Annotated in this window: 9 protein-coding genes; 1 reads left to right on the top strand and 8 read right to left on the bottom strand. The window is 69.9% G+C overall.

Annotated features, from left to right (window positions below; all coding sequences use genetic code 11):
• Window positions 1-2 precede the first annotated feature (2 nt).
• The 8 genes from ACFQUZ_RS25355 to ACFQUZ_RS25320 are packed head-to-tail and all read right to left on the bottom strand — an operon-like array spanning window position 3 to window position 14,919.
• Window positions 3-1,304: a winged helix-turn-helix domain-containing protein gene (locus ACFQUZ_RS25355; protein ID WP_377446471.1), complete on the bottom strand. Its 1,302-nt coding sequence runs from the start codon at window positions 1,302-1,304 to the stop codon at window positions 3-5.
• Window positions 1,253-2,635 (bottom strand): acyltransferase domain-containing protein, encoded by a 1,383-nt coding sequence (locus ACFQUZ_RS25350; protein ID WP_377446469.1) that lies wholly within the window; start codon window positions 2,633-2,635, stop codon window positions 1,253-1,255. Before ACFQUZ_RS25350 ends, ACFQUZ_RS25355 begins: the two co-directional genes overlap by 52 nt.
• Window positions 2,632-3,825 (bottom strand): hypothetical protein, encoded by a 1,194-nt coding sequence (locus ACFQUZ_RS25345; protein ID WP_377446468.1) that lies wholly within the window; start codon window positions 3,823-3,825, stop codon window positions 2,632-2,634. Before ACFQUZ_RS25345 ends, ACFQUZ_RS25350 begins: the two co-directional genes overlap by 4 nt.
• A complete protein-coding gene (locus ACFQUZ_RS25340; protein WP_377446466.1) occupies window positions 3,822-5,015 on the bottom strand; it encodes an acyl-CoA dehydrogenase family protein in 1,194 nt (397 codons plus the stop codon). Before ACFQUZ_RS25340 ends, ACFQUZ_RS25345 begins: the two co-directional genes overlap by 4 nt.
• Window positions 5,000-5,263 (bottom strand): acyl carrier protein, encoded by a 264-nt coding sequence (locus ACFQUZ_RS25335; RefSeq protein WP_377446464.1) that lies wholly within the window; start codon window positions 5,261-5,263, stop codon window positions 5,000-5,002. The genes ACFQUZ_RS25340 and ACFQUZ_RS25335 overlap by 16 nt, the downstream gene beginning before the upstream one ends.
• Window positions 5,256-6,131 carry a 3-hydroxyacyl-CoA dehydrogenase family protein gene (locus ACFQUZ_RS25330; RefSeq protein WP_377446462.1) on the bottom strand — a complete coding sequence of 292 codons (876 nt, stop codon included), beginning with the start codon at window positions 6,129-6,131 and terminating at the stop codon, window positions 5,256-5,258. Before ACFQUZ_RS25330 ends, ACFQUZ_RS25335 begins: the two co-directional genes overlap by 8 nt.
• Window positions 6,132-6,149: 18 nt before the next feature.
• Complete coding sequence (asnB, locus tag ACFQUZ_RS25325) at window positions 6,150-7,997, bottom strand: asparagine synthase (glutamine-hydrolyzing) (protein WP_377446461.1); 1,848 nt, start codon at window positions 7,995-7,997, stop codon at window positions 6,150-6,152.
• Window positions 7,998-8,001: 4 nt separating this feature from the next.
• Window positions 8,002-14,919, bottom strand: coding sequence for an amino acid adenylation domain-containing protein (locus ACFQUZ_RS25320; RefSeq protein WP_377446459.1), 6,918 nt, complete (start codon window positions 14,917-14,919; stop codon window positions 8,002-8,004).
• A gap of 652 nt (window positions 14,920-15,571) precedes the next feature.
• Between ACFQUZ_RS25320 and vioD the strand changes: the two genes are divergently transcribed.
• Window positions 15,572-16,687: a capreomycidine synthase gene (vioD, locus tag ACFQUZ_RS25315; RefSeq protein WP_377446458.1), complete on the top strand. Its 1,116-nt coding sequence runs from the start codon at window positions 15,572-15,574 to the stop codon at window positions 16,685-16,687.
• Window positions 16,688-16,691: the final 4 nt, after the last annotated feature.

Raw genomic sequence — 16,691 nt, 5'->3', positions numbered from 1 at the left:
GATCACAGCGCTGCGGCTGTCGGGCCGGCCGGCATCTCCTTCCCGCGCAGCACCCCCCTCCAGGCAGATGCCACCGGTCCGGCGATGGCGATGCCGGTCGCTCCAGCGAAGTGGGCCAGGCCCTCGATGGCCTGTCGCAGATCGTGCCGGCACGCGTCGTCGGCCGGAGCGCCGGGCTCGGCATACAAGCCCTCGACAGTGAGCGCCCGGCTGCGGCGGTCGACTCGGGCCGCGATCCGACCGACCAGGCATTCGCCGCGCAGTAGCGGCATCACGTAATAGCCAAACTCGCGCTTCGCTCTGGGCTGGTACATCTCGTTGCGGAAGCGGAAACGCCACAGCCGCTGCGTGCGATCCCTGTCGCAGACCAAGTTGTCGAACGGGGAAAGGACCACCGTACGAGGCTGCCACACGGTGTTACCGAGTTCGTCTGCATGGGCGTACATCGGCTCGGCGATCGTCTCGACCGTGACCCGCACGATCCGCCCGGCGTTCTCCAGTTCGCGCAGCGCGGACTCCAGACCAGGATAGCGATCCCGGGTGAAATGACGTCTGATCTCCGCTTTCGACGCCACACCCAGCGCTCGCAGGGCGTGTTCCGCCGCCCGCACCACGATCACCCGGTCGGGCAGAGACGGGCCGCGCTGCTCCTCGCTCAGGCACTGCTCCGCGAGATGCCACAGCCGGCCTCGGCCGGTCCGGCCCGCGACCATCACGCGGCCCTGCAACAGCAGGTGCTCCAACATGCGCTCGACGTTGCGGCCGCCGGTCCAGCCGGTCGACTCCCACGGCACCTCGGCGAGATCGTCGAAGCCGCCACTGGGCAGCGGCCCCGCCTGCGCCAGGCGTCGCAGGACATGGGCGCGCAGCTTGCTGTTCGCCTCCAGCCACTGCCGCACCCTCGTCCCGTACGCCGAAGGCCCCGGATAGCGGCGCATGGTGCCCGCATGCAACGGATAGTCCTCGGTCAACACGATCGAGGCGGCATGCGCCCAGTACTCGAACAGCCATCGGTCGACCCACAGGAGGCGATCGAGGTGCGCTCGGTCGAAGTTGCCGAGGCGACTCCACAGCACGAGTAGGTGGCTGGGCACCACCGCGTTGATCGGATCGAGTTGCAGGCAGCGCACAGCCCGCAGCACCTGTTTGACGCCGTCGGTCGTAACCGTCGGCGCCGGACCGCTGAGCAGTTGGGCCCGCACTGCGAGCCGCCGTGCGGTGGCCAGATCGAGGTGGGTCGTCCTGGCGCTCATCACAGCGCATCGATCGCGATCGGGCAGCCAGCCGCCCAGAGCCGGCCGCACGCTGTCAGCAACACCACCAGGTCCGGGCGCTTCTCCAGGGGTCCCGGCAGCGTGATGGCCGTGGTCCCGCAGCCGAGGGGACGCGCCGGATGCTGCGCGGCGAGCCGGGTCAGCGCCGCGCCCGGACCCAGCTCCACGAGGATCGGATCGTCCAGCGACCACATCTGCGCCACGTTGTCGGCGAACCGCACCGGGTTGCGCAGGTGTCCCGCCCAATAGCCGGGATCGATGGCCTCGGCACCCATCCATCCTCCGGTGCCATTGCACAGCAGGGGAATCTGCGGCTCCCGCAGCGGGATCGTGGCGATCAGGTTGCGCAGCGGTTCGACGACCGGGTCCATCATCGGCGAGTGAAAGGCATGCGACGTGGACAGCCGCTGGCTGGCGATGCCCCGCGTGGCGAGCGTCGCCGCGACCGCCGCGAGCGCCTCGACCGGCCCGGACAGCACGGTCAGGGCAGGCCCGTTGAGCGCCGCCACTGCCACGCCGTCGCGCAGAGGGGCGGTCGACCCGAAACCGACCTCGAACGCACCACGCCCATCCACCGCCGCCCAATCATCCGCGACCGCCACCAAGCCGGGATCGATCGCGGCCGCGATCGCCCCGGGCGCGGCCGCGACCGCGAGCATGCCGCCTCCGGGCAGGTCGGCGACGAGGCAGGCCCGCCGGGCGACCAGTCGCAGCGCATCGTCAAGCGGCAGCACCCCCGCGATGCAGGCGGCTACGTACTCGCCGATGCTGTAGCCGCACAGCGCGGCTGGGCGCACGCCGAACGCCTGCAGCGTGACGGCCATCGCGTACTGAGTGGCGAACAGCAGCGGCTGGGCTGCGATGGTGCGGTGGATGTCCGCGACCGGGCCGTCGTCATGGGACAGCATCTGGGCGAGGCTGCGTTCCCGGCTGGTCGCCCCGCCGGCCGGATAGAGGACCTCGGCCAGTGCGATACCGGTCTCCTCGGTCATCGCCCGCAGGCAGCGGGTGAGCTCGTGACGGAATCTCGGAACGACGCGGGCCAGCCCGGCGCCGAGCCCGACATAATGGTCGCCGACGCCTGAAAACAGGAACACGACCGGACGTTCCGGGCGGGCGTGTTCGGTCGCCGTGTGTCGTGGGTCGCGGCGCTGGAGATGCTGCGCCGCCCGGGCCGGATTCACCGCGACGACCATACGACGGTACGGCAGCTCAGGCATGGTGCGCAGGTGCGCGGCGACGTCTGCGAGGTCCGCGCCGCCGGTCAGCTTAGCGGCCAGCTCATCGGTGACAGCGTCCAGCTCCCCCGGCGTGTCCGCGGACAGGACGAGCAGGTGCGGCTGACGGTATGAACCATTCACGACACCACCGCCTGGCGCACGTCAGCCGGCCAACGCTTCGGATCGAGCCCGTGCCGGCAGAGGAACGCATACGCGAAGCGCTCTAGCCCAAAACCCGCGCATCCAGTGTGGACTTCGCCGTCTGCGGCGATGCCGAACGATCGTGCGAAGAACTGCTCGTGGTAGTTGAATGAGGCGACCGCGACGTCACGCTCCTCATCGAGCGGCATCCGCAGTTCGTACTTGAGCTCGAGCAGCCGCTGCGACCACTTCCGGTCCGGGGTATCGGAGCTGACGAAAAACGGGTCGTGGGCCACCTCGCATCGTCCCCCCAGACCGAGTTCCCCGACGAGTGCGAACGTGAGCTCCATGAGCCGCCGCCGCTGCCGCAGCACCTGCTCCTGCGAGCCGAGAAAGACGATTTCCCGAATTGTAAAGTCCCAGAGCCGTTCCAGTGTGCGGTGATAGCGGGCCTCGTGCCGGAACGCCTTGCCACGCGCGATGTGGACCGCCGGTCCGGCGAGGCGAGCATCGGCGAGCTGGGCGAACGTATGAAAGCACATGGTCGGTGGGAGGCAGTGGTCCACGTCGGCGGCCCGCTCGCGCAGCAGCGCTGCGAGGTCGGCGTCCCTGGCCGTCAGCTCGGTGACAAAGTCCCGGTAGGCGTCGACGTCGGTGTGCAGCCGGGACACGAACATCATGAGCTGCGGGAAGGACCCGAAGTAGCCGCAGCGGCGCATGACCTCAGTGGCGATAAGCGTCGGGTAACGATACTCGGTCGCGGCGAACTCGCGGACCACAAGGTCACGGATCCGGACGTCGAGGTAGTCGGTGAGCGCCAGCACCGGCTCGCCGAAGGCGACCTGCCCCTTGCCCACCTCGATGGCGATGCCGCGCTCGACCAGTTCGGCGAAGACGTCGGTGGCCGGCGGGTGGTCGGCCTTCCACACCGTCTGGGAGCGCAATGGCGCCTGGGCGAGCACGTCGCGGGTTACCACGGCACCCAGTTTGCGGGCGAGCTCGGCGACGTCAATGTCTGCGGGAACGGTCACGTCGAGCGCGGTGACGTCGTCATGCCCAACGAGGTCGAAGTCGACGATCGCGTCGGAGACGAAGAAGATCCGGCGGCCCAGCTCGTCGGCGTGTGCGCGCGGCACCACTGGGTCGAGAGGGATCCGATGGCGGGCGTGTCCGTGCCACACTGTCGTCATCTCGCTCCGCCGTTCCCGTGGTTGCCGCCCGAGAGGCTCCCGGTGAGCCCGAGCAGTTCGGCGAGGATGCCGCGGTGGACCTCTGACGTGCCCGCGTAGATCGGGCCGCCGAGGGCGTCGCGCAGCTCCCGCTCGACACCGAACTCGGTGAGGTAGCCTCGGGCACCGTGCATCTGCACCACGGTCATCGCATCCTTGACCAGGCTCTCGCTAATGAAGACCTTCGCGATCGTGGACTCCAGCAATGCGCTCTGTCCCTGCGTTTTGAGCCAGGCGGTCTTGTAGAGAATGAGCTGGGCCAGCTCGAGCCGGATGCGCATGTCGGCGACCTGGTGGGCGACGCCCTGGAACGTGCCGATCGGCCGGCCAAACTGCCGCCGCGTCGCGGCCCGTTCGGTCGCGCCCTCGAGCAGCCGGCGCATCGCGCCGACGTGCGCGGCAAACATGAAAGACCGCTCCCAGTCGATCGTCGAGGTGAAGATGGCGTAGCCGTCGCCCTCGCCACCAAGCCGGTTCTCCACTGGCACCTGGGTGCTGTCGAACGCGACAACGCCCATCGGCGCGGTGCGCAGCCCGAGCTTGTCGAAGTCGCGCACCCGACGCACACCGGGCAGGTCTGCGGTGACCAGGAACGCGGACAGCTGCTCCTGTGCGGAGCGGGCTCCGCCGGTACGGGCTAAGACCACGAAGACGTCGGCGACGGGCGCGTTGCTCACGAACCATTTCTCGCCGTCGAGGACGTAGTGGTCGCCGTCGCGTCGCGCGGTGGTGATCATGGCGAGAATGTCGGAGCCGGCGGCCGGCTCGGTAAGCGCATGCGCGCCGATCAGCTCGCCCGCCGCCAGCGGCTTAAGCAACCGCCGGCGCTGCTCCTCGGTGCCGTGCTCCAGTAGGTAGACCACACAACCCCAGAGGTGGTTGTTGATCGCGAAGACCAGCCCGTTGTCGCGGCAGCCGTAGCCCAGCGCCTCCAAGGCGACCACGGTGGTCAGCGGGTCGAACCCGCTGCCGCCGTGCTCCTGCGGCACCGGCCAGCCGAGCACGCCGTACTCGGCGCAGCGCCGCCAGTCCTCGCGGGGAAAGACGGCCGCGCGGTCGAGTTCGGCGGCGTGTTCGCCGAGTTGCTCCCGCGCGAATCGGGTCACGGCTCGGCGCAGCCGCCGCTGGTCGCGGGTCAGACCGAAGTCCATGTCTCTTCCCCGGCCGGGCTGGTCTCGATCACGCCGGCGATCGCGGTGATCGTGCGCAGGTCGTCGAGGACCAACTCGTTGAGCGCCAGGCGCACGTCGTACTCGCGCTCGATCCAGGCGACCAACTGCACCACGAACAGGGAGTTGACGTAGCCGCCGTCGAACAGATCCTCGTCGTCGCCGACCGGGACGCCGTCGTTGTGCCGGAGGACGACCTCACGGACTTTCTCGCGTACGGACTCAGGCATCGGTGCGCTCTCCTCCCATGGATTCGTAGGTGTGGAAGCCGCGGCCGGTCTTCCGGCCGTGCAGGCCGGCGTCGACCATCCGGCGCAGCAGCGGGCACGGCCGGTACTTGGGGTCCTGGAACTCGTCGTACAGCACCTCGAGCGAGTACAGGACCGTGTCCAGGCCGATCAGGTCGGCGGTGGCGAGCGGACCCATAGGGTGCCCGAAGCACTCCTTGAACAGGCGGTCGATCGCCGTCACGTCGGCCACCCTCTCGTGCAGCAGGAAGATCGCCTCGTTGACGGTGAGCATCGCGACCCGGTTGGTGACGAAGCCGGCCGAGTCGTTGACCACGATGTGCTTACGTCCGGCCGCCGCGAGCAGCGCCGCCGTGCGCCGTACGGTGTCGTCGGACGTGTGGAAGCCGCGGATCACCTCGACCGTGGGCTTGAGCGGGGCCGGGTTCATGAAGTGCGTCCCGATCACCCTGTCCGGGCGTCGGGTAACGGCGGCGACCCGGGAGATCGGGATGGCCGAGGTGTTCACACCGAACGGCACATCCGGTGGGCAGACGTCGTCGAGCTCCGCGTACAGGCGCCGTTTGGCCGGCCAGTCCTCGGTGATGTTCTCCACCACGAAGTCCGCGTCGCGCAGCTGCTTCAGGTCCGTGGTGAACCGGATCCGGCCGAGCACCTCGTCGGCCGGGCGCGGCGCGGTGGCCCGCCGCACCAGGTGAGCCATGCGCAGGCCGGTGGCGACCTGGTCGCGAGACCGGTCGAGCGCCTCCTGGGCCGTGTCCACCAGCACCACGTCGGCGCCCGTATCGGCGAAGAGCTGGGACACACCGGTGCCCATGGTTCCGGCGCCCACCACTCCTATCTGGGTCATTTTGTCTCCTCGGTGATCTCAGGATGCCGGCGGCAGCCCGAACGCCTCGAGGAGCAGCCCATGGGTGAGCACCACCATCAGGACGTCATCCTCGAAGAGCACGTTGAGGTCGTGCTCGCGGTCGGCGTAGCGCCGGGTCAACGCCTGCACGGCGTCGGGGTCGAAGTAGCCCTCGCGCCGGATCCGCGCCGGGCTCAAGTAGCTCGCCAGCGGCGACTCCGCCAGCCGGATCAGATCGGCGCTGGTGTTGGCGTGGAACGCGAACTTCTCCCGGTTGATGATCTGCTCCGGGATGTACCGGTCCGCCAGGCGTTTGAGCAGGTACTTCTCCTCGAAGCCACGCAGCGACAGGTCAGGCGGGGTGCGGCGGGCGACGTCGATGACGCCGATGTCGAGGTAGGGGTATCGCGTCTCCACCGAGTTGGCCATCGCGACCCGGTCGCCGTGATCGCCGAGCAGGTGGTCGGCGAGCCGCAGCTTGAAGTCGAGGTAGGAGCGCTGGTGCAGGATGTGCCGACCGGCCAGCATGCGCTGGTCGACCAGTGGCCCGCGCAGACAGTCGAAGGTGTCGAGGCGTGCCGCCACGTCCCGCGAGTAGAGCTGTGCGCGCTGCCCGGCGCGGTGTGCGAGGCCCTGCCCGTACGTGAGCCGGGGGTTGCCCCAGAGCCGGCGGTTGAGCATGCGCTCGTCGGGGGCGACCCGGCGGCGCTTGTCGAACTTGTAGCCGAGGTAGCCGGCGAACAACTCGTCGGCCCCCTCGCCCGTGAGCACCACCTTGGCGCCGTCGGCGCGGACAGCCGCGGACAGCCGCATGGAGGCGACGTTGTAGCTCTCCTTGAGCGGGCACTCGCTGTGCCGCACCGCATCGGACAGGCCGGCGGCCAGATCCTGCGGGGTGACCATGACCTCGGTGTGCCGCGCGTCCAGAGTGCGGGCCACCAGTTGCTGGAAAGGGCGCTCGGTCAGGTCGGCGTCGGGGAAGGTCACCGAGTAGGTGTTCAGCCGATCCGATGCAAGCTTGCCGGCGACCGCGGCGATCAGCGACGAGTCGAGTCCGCCGCTGAGGTAGTAGGCGTGCGGGACGTCCGCGCGCATCCGCAGGTCGACGGCCTGCAGCAGGGCATGCTCCAGGCGCGCGACGTGGTCGGCCACGTCGAGGGTGACCGTCTCGGTGAGCGTTTCGGCGGGTGGATAGACAAGGTCCCAGTACTGCTCGACCCGGACGCGGCCGTCCTCGGCGACTATCAGGTGCCCGGGCGGGAGGCTCCTGATCCCTGCGAACATGGTGCGCGGGCTGACCAGTCCCGGCAGCATCAGCACCTGGTCCAGGCCGCCGAGGTCGACCTCGCGCCGCACCCGGGGATGCGCCAGCAAGGCCTTGATCTCGGAGCCGAAGACCAGCTCGCCGCCGGTGACGCTGTAGTGCAGCGGCGTGATGCCGACCTGGTCGCGGGCGAGCAGCAGGCGGTCCCGCCGCCGGTCGTAGAGGGCGAAGCTGAACTGGCCGTTCAGCCGGTCGACCAACCGGTCGCCGTGCTCCTCGTACAGGTGGACCAGAACCTCGACGTCGCCGGCGGTACGGAAGACGTGTCCGGCCGCGCGCAGCTCGCGGCGCAGCTGCTGGTGGTTGAAGATCTCGCCGTTGCAGCAGACGGTCACCGTGCCGTCCTCGTTGCTGATCGGCTGGTCACCGGTGTGCAGGTCGACGATGCTGAGCCTGCGGGCGGCCATGCCGACGTGCCCGTCGATCAGGTAGCCGTCCGAGTCGGGTCCGCGGTGCAGCAGGGCGCCGGCCATCCGTTCGAGGACCCGCCGCTCCGGCAACTGTCGCCGGTGGAGGTCGGCATAGCCGACGATCCCGCACACTGGTTCAGCCCTCCAGCTCGGCGAGGATCTTCGCGACCTGGTCGCCGCCGACCTGCTGGGCCTGCGCCTCGAGGATCAGCACGGCGAGCAGGGCCACGGTCGGCGCCTCGAACAGCCGCCGCAACGGCAGCTCCACCCGAAACTCCTGCTGCACACGCGAGATCACCTGGTTGGCCAGCAGCGAGTGCCCGCCGATGTCGAAGAAGTCGTCGTTGATCCCAACCCGCTCGACCGGGAGGTACTGCTCCCAGATCGCCACGAGCTTCTCCTCCAGCGGGGTGCGCGGTGGCGCGTACTCGGTCTCCCAGTCCTCCAGGTCGAGGTCGTCGAGGTCGGGCAGGCCGATCTCGGGCTCATCGAGCATGGGCGGCGGTGCCGCGGGAATCGCCGCGGACCGCTCCGGCAGGAAGGCGTCAATCCGCTGGCCGGCATCGGCGACGGCGCCACGCAGAATCGCCACGTAGTCGTCGTGCATGCGCCGGATCGTCGCCACGTCGAACACGTCGGCGTTGTACTCCGTCAGCATGGTGATTTCGGTGTTGAGCTGCGCCTCAGCGTCGCCGGTACGCTGTTCGGCCCGCGGCACCACGACGATGTTCAGGTCGAACTTGGCGGTGCGGTTGTGTGCGTCGACCACCTCGAAGGTGAGGCCCGGAATCTCCAGGGCCGGCATCGGGGTGTCCAGGAAGCTGAACATCACCTGGCAGAGCGGCATCCGGCCGAGGCTGCGCCGCGGATTGAGGTCTTCGACCAGCTTCTCGAACGGCATGTCCTGGTGCGCGTACATGCGTAGGCTCCGCTCGCGGACCTGATCGAGCAGCCGGTCGAAGGTGATCTCCGGATGGAAGCCGACCCGGAGCAGCAGCGTGTTGATAAGCATGCCGAGCAGGTGCTCCGTCTCGGCCCGCTGCCGATTCGCCATGCCGACGCCGATCAGCATGTCGTTCTGGCTGCTGTAGCGGTGCACCAGCGTCGCGAACCCCGCCGCCATCGTCATGAACAACGTGGCACCGTGCTCACGGCCGAACCGGCGCAGCGCCGCGCCCAGTTCCGCGTCGATGATTAGCGTCTCCAGCCGGCCGGCGAAGGTCAGCTGGTCGGGATGGGGACGATCGGTCGGCAGCTTCAGCACCCGTGGCGCACCGTCCACCTCGCTGCGCCAGAAGTCGAGGAGCCGCTCCAACTCGGCGCCGCGGAGGTTCTCGCGCTGCCAGACCGCGTAGTCGGCGTACTGGACGGGCAGCTCGGGCAGCCGTGGCGAACGGCCCACCATCCGCGCCTCGTACAGCTCCAAAAAGTCGCGGAGGAAGACGCCCTGCGCCCAGCCGTCGTGGATGAGGTGGTGCTCGATGACGATCAGCACGTGCTCGTCGGGCCGGATCCGCACCAGCGTCAGCCGGATCAGTGGGCCGTTGACCAGGTCGAACGGCTGCCGGCCGTACTCCAGGATCATCTCTCGAATGCGCTGCTCGCGCTCGTGCTCCGCGAGGTCGCCCACGTCGACCAGGCGCACCGGGAGGCCCTGCGGCGGATGCGTCACCTGCACGGGTGTGCCGTCGACCTCCGGGTAGGTCGTACGCAGGATCTCGTGCCGCACCTCCAGTTCGCCGAGGACCTGTTCGACGATGCCGTGGTCGAAGACGCCACGGATGCGCAGCGCCCGGGGGACGTTGTAGACCGTGGTCTCCGGGTTCATCCGCTGGATGAGCCAGATGCGTTCCTGCACGAAGGTCAACGGCAGCGGACCGGTGCGCGGCACGGGCCGCACCGGGGGCAGTCCGGGCGCGGCGTCGGGTCCGATCGCCGCGTCGATGACCGTGGCCAGACCTGCCGGCGTGGGGTGCTCGAAGACCGCGCGCAACGGCATGTCCACGCCGAAGTGCTCCCGCAGTTGGGCGATCATCTTGGTGGCCAGCAGCGAGTGCCCGCCGTGGTGGAAGAAGTCGTCGTGCACGCCGATGTCGGAGCGGGCCAGCACGTCCGCGAAGCTCCGGCACACCACGTCCTCGACCGGGTTGCGCGGCGCCGCCGGGGCGACCGATATCTTCTCCGGCTGTTCCGCAGGCTCGGGCAGCGCCGCCGTGTCGATCTTGCCGCTGGCGCTGCGGGGCAGGGCTCCGATCTCCACGAACACGGCGGGGACCAGATAGCCGGGAAGTCTTTCGCCGAGCAGGGTGCGCAGCCGCATCGAGTCCACCCGATGGCCGGCGGCGGCCACCAGGTAGCAGGCGAGCCGGCCACTCCGGTAGGGCACCACAAGCGCGTCGGCCACCTCGGACAGCGTGCACAGCACTGCCTCGATCTCACCCGGCTCGACCCGGTAGCCGTTGACCTTGACCTGCCGGTCGGCCCGACCCAGGAAGGCCAGCGTGCCGTCCGGCAGCCACCGGGCCAGGTCGCCCGTGCGGTACATGCGGCCGCCGCCGAAAGGGTCGGGGAGAAACCGCTGCCGGGTCAACTCGTCGTGGTTGAGGTAGCCCCGCGCGACACCGGCCCCGCTCAGGTGTAGCTCGCCGACCGCGCCCGCCGGCACCGGCTGCTGCTCCCGGTCGAGCACATAGGCACGGACGTTCGCCACCGGGGTGCCGATCGGGATCTCGCCGTGCGGATCGACGTGCGTCAGGTCCTGCATGGTCGCGACGATCGTGGTCTCGGTCGGCCCGTAGGTGTTGACCAGGCGGGCCCGGTCGCCCACGTGCCGCTGCCAGGCAGCCAGCCGGTCGGCGCGCACCGCCTCGCCTCCGATGATCACCAGGCGGACGGAGGCGGGCAGCGACGCCTCCCCCGCCGCGATGCCGGCGGCGAGGTCGTGCCAGTACGCCGTCGGGAGGTCGAGCACCGTGATGCCCCAGGTGCCGCACTGCTCCAGGAACGCCCGGGGCGAGCTGAGCATCCAGTCGTTGCGCAGCACCAGGGTGGCCCCGCAGGTAAGCGTTGCGAAGATTTCCTCGGCGCTGGCGTCGAACGCGGGCGAGGCGAACTGCAGCACGCGGTCGGCCGGGCCGAGTCCGAAGTGCCGCACCGCATGGCCCACGTAGTTCGCCAGCGACGCCGGATCGATCTCCACGCCCTTCGGCGTGCCGGTCGAGCCCGAGGTGTAGATGACAAACGGTGCGGCATCGGGCGACGGCTCGCCGACCGGCCCGTCCTCATCGGCCGGCAGGTGGTCGACGAGGAGGGCATCGACGGCGCTGGGCAGCTTGTCGGCGAGCTTGCGCTCGCAGACGGCTACCGTCACCCCGGCGTCAGCGAAGACGTCGGCGACCCGGCCGCGCGGGTGGGCCGAGTCGACCGGCAGGTAGGTCGCGCCGGCCTTGAGCGCGGCGAGCAGTGTGACGATCAGCCGCGGGGACCGGTCGAGGTAGACCCCGACCCGGGCGCCGCCGAGTCCCCGAGCGCGCAGCAATCGGGCGAGGCGGTTTGCCTCCTCGTCGAGCCGGCGATAGCTGTATCGCTCGGCCCCGCTCTCCACCGCGATCGCGTCGGGGGTGGCGGCGGCCTGCGCGGCGAAGCGGCGCGCGGGTCCGTCGGCCACGGAGAACGGCTCGACGGCGCCGTTGCCCAGCTCCAGGACTGCCTGCCGCTCCGTGTCGTCCATCAGCACAACACCGTCGACGGTCTGCCCGGTGTGGTCGGCCAGTTCGGCGAGAGCCCGGCGCCACTGCCGCATCATCGCCGCGCCGGCCCGGTCGTCGAGGACCGAGCCGCGGTAGCGGAGCTCCGCGTAGAGCTCAGGACCGGCGTCGACGACCGTCAACTCGAGGTCACAGGCGAGATCGCGGGTGGGCAGCGGCACCGCCTCGGCCTGCAGCGGGCCGAACGGGCGCCGCAGACCGGGGTGCCCGGTCATCAGCAGAGCCGCGTCGCCGGAGCCGGGCACCGGTGGGCGGTTGAAGACGAACATGGCGCGGAACGGCTCCCGCTCGCCGCGATCGCCGGCCAGCAGGTGCAGCGGGTAGTCCTGGTGCTCGAGGGCACCGACCACCCGGGAGCGGATCGCGGAGAGTAGCTCCCGGACGGTGCTGCCGGGCTCGATCCGGCTGCGGATCACCACCGGGTTCGTGCAGTAACCGACCAGGCGCTCGAACTTGGCCCGGCCACGCCCGGCCACCGGCATGCCGACCAGCAGGTCGTCCTGCCCGGTGTACCGGTGTAGCAGCAAGTGGTAGGCGCCGAGCAGCAGCATTGACAGGGTGACGCCCTCGGCGCGGGCGCGCTCGCGCAGCCGGCCGGCGAGTTCCGGCCCGAGCCGCAGCCGGGTGCTGCCCGCCGGCCGTGCCGGGGCGCTGGCCGCGGGCAGGCGGAGCTGCGGTGTGGCGCCGCGGAGTTGCTCCTGCCAGTAGCCGCGCAGTCGGTTGCCGCCGGCTCCGGCCAGGGCGCCGTGTTGTGCGGCGACGAAGTCCGTGTAGGTGGCCGCGACCGGGCTCAGCGCGGCCGGGGCGCCGGTGACCCGGGCCGCGTAGAGCGTCTCCAGCTCGCCGACGAGCAGGCTCATCGACAAGAAGTCGGTGATGATGTGGTGCGCGGCCACCAGGACCACGGTCTCTTCGTTGTCGCTGTGGAAGACGTGCATACGCAGCAGCGGGCCGGTGGCCAGGTCGAACGGTTCGCGGTGGGCGCGCTCCAGGTGCCCGACGAGATCCGGACCGGCCGGGTGTTCGTGGACCGCCGCGGCCCCGGTGGCAGCGATGCGCCGCACCGGGTCGCCTTCCGGCGCGGGAAAGGTGGTGCGCAGCGCGTCGTGCCGCTCGATCAGCACCTCTACGCTGTGCCGGAACGCGCTGATGTCGAACTCGCCGTGCAGCCGCAGCGCCACGGCGATGCTGTGCGCCGTGCTGTCGGGAGCCATCTGCTGCAGGAACCACAGGGCGGTCTGCCCGTGCGAGACCGGGGCTGTCGCGTCGCCGGTGTCGAACCGGCGGGACAACCGCGCGGCCACGTCGGCCAGATCTGTGGCGTCGGCGAGCTCACTCACGCCGACGTTCACGCCCAGGTCCTTCTCGATGCCCTGTTGCAGGCCGAGCAGAGCCAGCGAGTCGAGGCCGAGGGCGAGCAGCGGGGCATCGGTCCGAGCGGCCACGCCCGCAGCGGCGACCCGCTCCTGCACGTACCGAAGTACAAGCCCTGTGCGCTCCGCGGACGCGGCGTGGCGCAACCGGTCGATATCCACTTCGGTCGGTGCGGCCGAGACCGCCCGGGACAGCGCGCTGCGTGCCACCTCGGGCAGTTCGCCGGCGCGCACCTGGGCGGCGCACAGCGCACGCTGGATCTTGCCGCTGGAGGTCTTGGGCAGGGCGCCGGGCGGCAGCACGACCACCAAGTCGACACTCACCTCGTGGTCGCGAGCGACGGCCGCCCGGATCCGGCCGGCGACGTCCTCGACGTCGAGCGTGGCGGGATCGGCTGCGCGCGTCAGTTCGTAGGCGATGGTGAGCCCGGCGCCGTCGTCGTCGAGGGTGAAGGCGGCACCGCAGCCGGGTCGCAGTAGCGGGCTGCTGCCCTCGGCCGTGAGTTCCAGATCCTGCGGATAGTGGTTGCGCCCGCGAATGATGATGATGTCCTTGCGGCGGCCGCTGACGAAGAGCTCGCCGGCGTGCACGAAACCGAGGTCGCCAGTGCGCAGGAAGGGACCCTCACCGGAGGTGAGCCGGGCCCGGAAGACGTCGTGGGTCTCCGTCGGCCGCCGCCAGTAGCCGGCCGCGACGTCCGGCCCGGACACCCAGATCTCACCGACGCGGCCCGGTGGCAGCGGGGTGCGGAGCTCCGGGTCCACGATCGTCACGGTACGGCCGGGACCGGTCTCGCCGCTGGACACCAGGGGCCGGCCCGACCCTGCCCCGGCCGGCACCGCGGTGCCCTCGGCCAACGCCGACGGGTCGAAGGACGTGCTGCGCGAGCTGGTCCACGGCACCGCTCCGGTCACCATGAGCGTCGCTTCGGCGAGCCCGTAGCAGGGCTGGAACGCCTCCGGCCGGAAGCCGGCGGGTGCGAACGCCTCGGCGAAGCGACGCAGGGTGGCGGGGCGGATCGGCTCGGCGCCGTTGAACGCCACCTCCCACGAGCTGAGGTCCAACGTCGCGCGCTGCTCCGGGGTGGTTCTGCGTACGCACAGGTCGTACGCGAAGTTGGGTCCGCCGCTGACCGTACCGCGGATCTCGGACATCGCGCGCAGCCAGCTCATCGGGTCTTTCAGAAAGGCCGCGGGCGACATGAGGCTCACCGGGAAGCCGCCGTGCAGTGGTTGCAGGATGCCGCCGATCAGTCCCATGTCGTGGTAGGGCGGCAGCCACACCACCGCCCGGCTGAGCGGCGTGGTGCCGAAGGCGCCGTGGATCAGGGCGGAGTTGTGCATGAGGTTGGCGTGCGTAAGCATCACGCCGCGCGGGTCGCGGGTCGAGCCGGACGTGTACTGCAGCACGGCGACCGTCTCCGGGTCGGCCTCGGCGTCCGGATCGAACGCGTCCGGGTCGTCCGGATCGCCGGCGGTCAGGCAGCGGACGTGGGCCAGCTCGGACACCGAGGCGAGCAGTGCCGGCACCGCCTCGGCGATCTCCGTCGTGGTCAGGACCACGAGCGGCCGGCAGTCGCGGGCCTGCGCGACGAGCCGGGGCAGGCTGCGGTCGAGGCGGGCCGGATCGGGCGGATAGGCGGGCACGGCCACCGCCGAGGCATAGAGGCAACCGTAGAAGGCCGTGATGTAGTCGAGCCCGGGCGGATAGAGCAGCATCACGCGCTCGCCGCGAGCGCCGGCGGCGACGAGCTGGGCGGCGACCTGCCGGGCCCGGCGATCGATCTCCGCGTAGGTGGCCGTTCCCGGGGTGCTGCCGCCACCGGCGAGGAAGGTGTACGCGGTCTGCCCGGGCCGCTGCCTGGCACGGGCTCGCAGCAGCGTCACGACGGTCTGGGAACTGGAATCGTTCACGCGAGATCCTGCCAATCCATTCAGCTCAGGAGGCAATTCATCGGGCGCGGACACCCAGGGCGGCGCGCATTTAAACAATACCTAGTTCGAGATTTCGATATACTGATTAATCGGAGCTCGCACGACAGCGTCCGCTGTGGTGATCGACCATTTTTGTCGGTGGCGACACGCTCATGTAGCCACTCTTCGGAACGGACCGGAAAGGACGCCGCGTGGCGCTCCGGGGAACAGCTAAGCACAGTTAGCCGAGGCGCGCCAGAGTCCAATTTGACGCAATCAGGGCGGGTGATAGCTTCGTACATGTGTCCTAAAATCATACTCAGCCGGGTCGAACCGTCACGGTTGGTCAGGCATTTTCTAAGTGATCAGGGCCTCGATGAAGTCCCCGAGCGACCCGCTTGGCCATCATTGCCAAATTTTTGGAAACAAGCGCTCTGGTGTGGCCGCACAAGGTGTGCTTTCCTGTCTCCGAGGCGGATGCGAAACGGGGAGTGTCACGAATGCCGCGCACCGCGACCCGCTGTGCGCATCCGCACCGAGGGTCATTAACGAGACACCTCCGGATCCGGCCGTATACCGAGTCCGACCCTGCACATCCGACTGGTTGCACCTGCCGCGACGACGCTATGTGACAACTCCGATCGAGGTGCCCGTGTATTTTGAGGAAGCCCGGCTCGAAAGCTGGATGCGTGACTTCTACTTCGACACCGACCTCGACATCGGCAGCAGCGGGGTGCACCCGTACTCCTTCGCCGACGTCCGCCGGCTCACCGGGCTGAACGGCACGGACCTCGACGCAGTGACCTTCGGGGACAGCTGGACGCTCGGCGGGCCGGGCATCCGGCACGAGCTCGCGGACCGCTTCACCAGCGGCCGGGCCGAGCGGGTGATGGTGACCCACGGCTCCAGCGAGGCGATCTTCCTGAGCATGACCGCGTTGCTGCGCCCGGGCGACGAGGTGGTGGTGCTCGACCCGGTCTACCAGCAGCTCGCCGGGGTCGCTGCCGCGGTCGGCTGCACGCTGCGCCGATGGCGGCTGAGCTTCGCCGACGAGTTCCGCCCTGACCTGGCCGCGCTGCGCGCACTAGTGACCGTGCGGACGGCGATGATCGTCGTCAACTTCCCGCACAACCCAACCGGCGTCTCGCTCAGCCCCGAGCAGCAACGGGAGCTGGTGACGATCGCCGAGGGCGCAGGCGCGTATCTGGTGTGGGACGCGGCGTTCGCCGAGATTACCTACGGCCGGGAGCCATTGCCCGACCCGGGCGGCTGGTATGCACGGGCCCTGACCTTCGGCACCTTCTCCAAGGTGTACGGCCTCCCCGGCCTGCGGGTGGGTTGGTGCCTGGCCCGGCCGGAGACCCTGGAACGCCTCGCCGGCGTCCGCGACTACGTCTCGTTGCACCTGTCTCCGCTGATCGAACTGATCGCGGAGCGGGTGGTCCGCAACGGCGACCGATTCGTGGCGCCGCGCCGCGACCTTGCCACGCGGAACCGGGCGCTGCTGGCGCAGTGGATGGCCGAGCACGCCGCCGACGTGCAGTGGGTGCCACCGGACGGCGGGGTGACCGCGTTCGTCCGGTTCCCGCACGTCGGCGACGGCGCCGAGTTCTGCCGGCGGCTTGCCACCAAACACCGGGTGCTGCTCGTGCCCGGCGAATGCTTCGGACATCCCGGTTTCGCCCGGCTCGGCTTCGGCGGGCCACGGGCCAATCTCGTGGAAGCGCTCGATCACCTCGCCGGTCACCTGGGCGAAGCACACAGCTGACAAT

Source organism: Plantactinospora sp. GCM10030261 (assembly GCF_042666615.1).
Classification (GTDB): domain Bacteria; phylum Actinomycetota; class Actinomycetes; order Mycobacteriales; family Micromonosporaceae; genus KBS50.
Note: the sequence above shows the minus strand (reverse complement) of the source record. Positions and strands in the feature narration are given on the sequence as shown.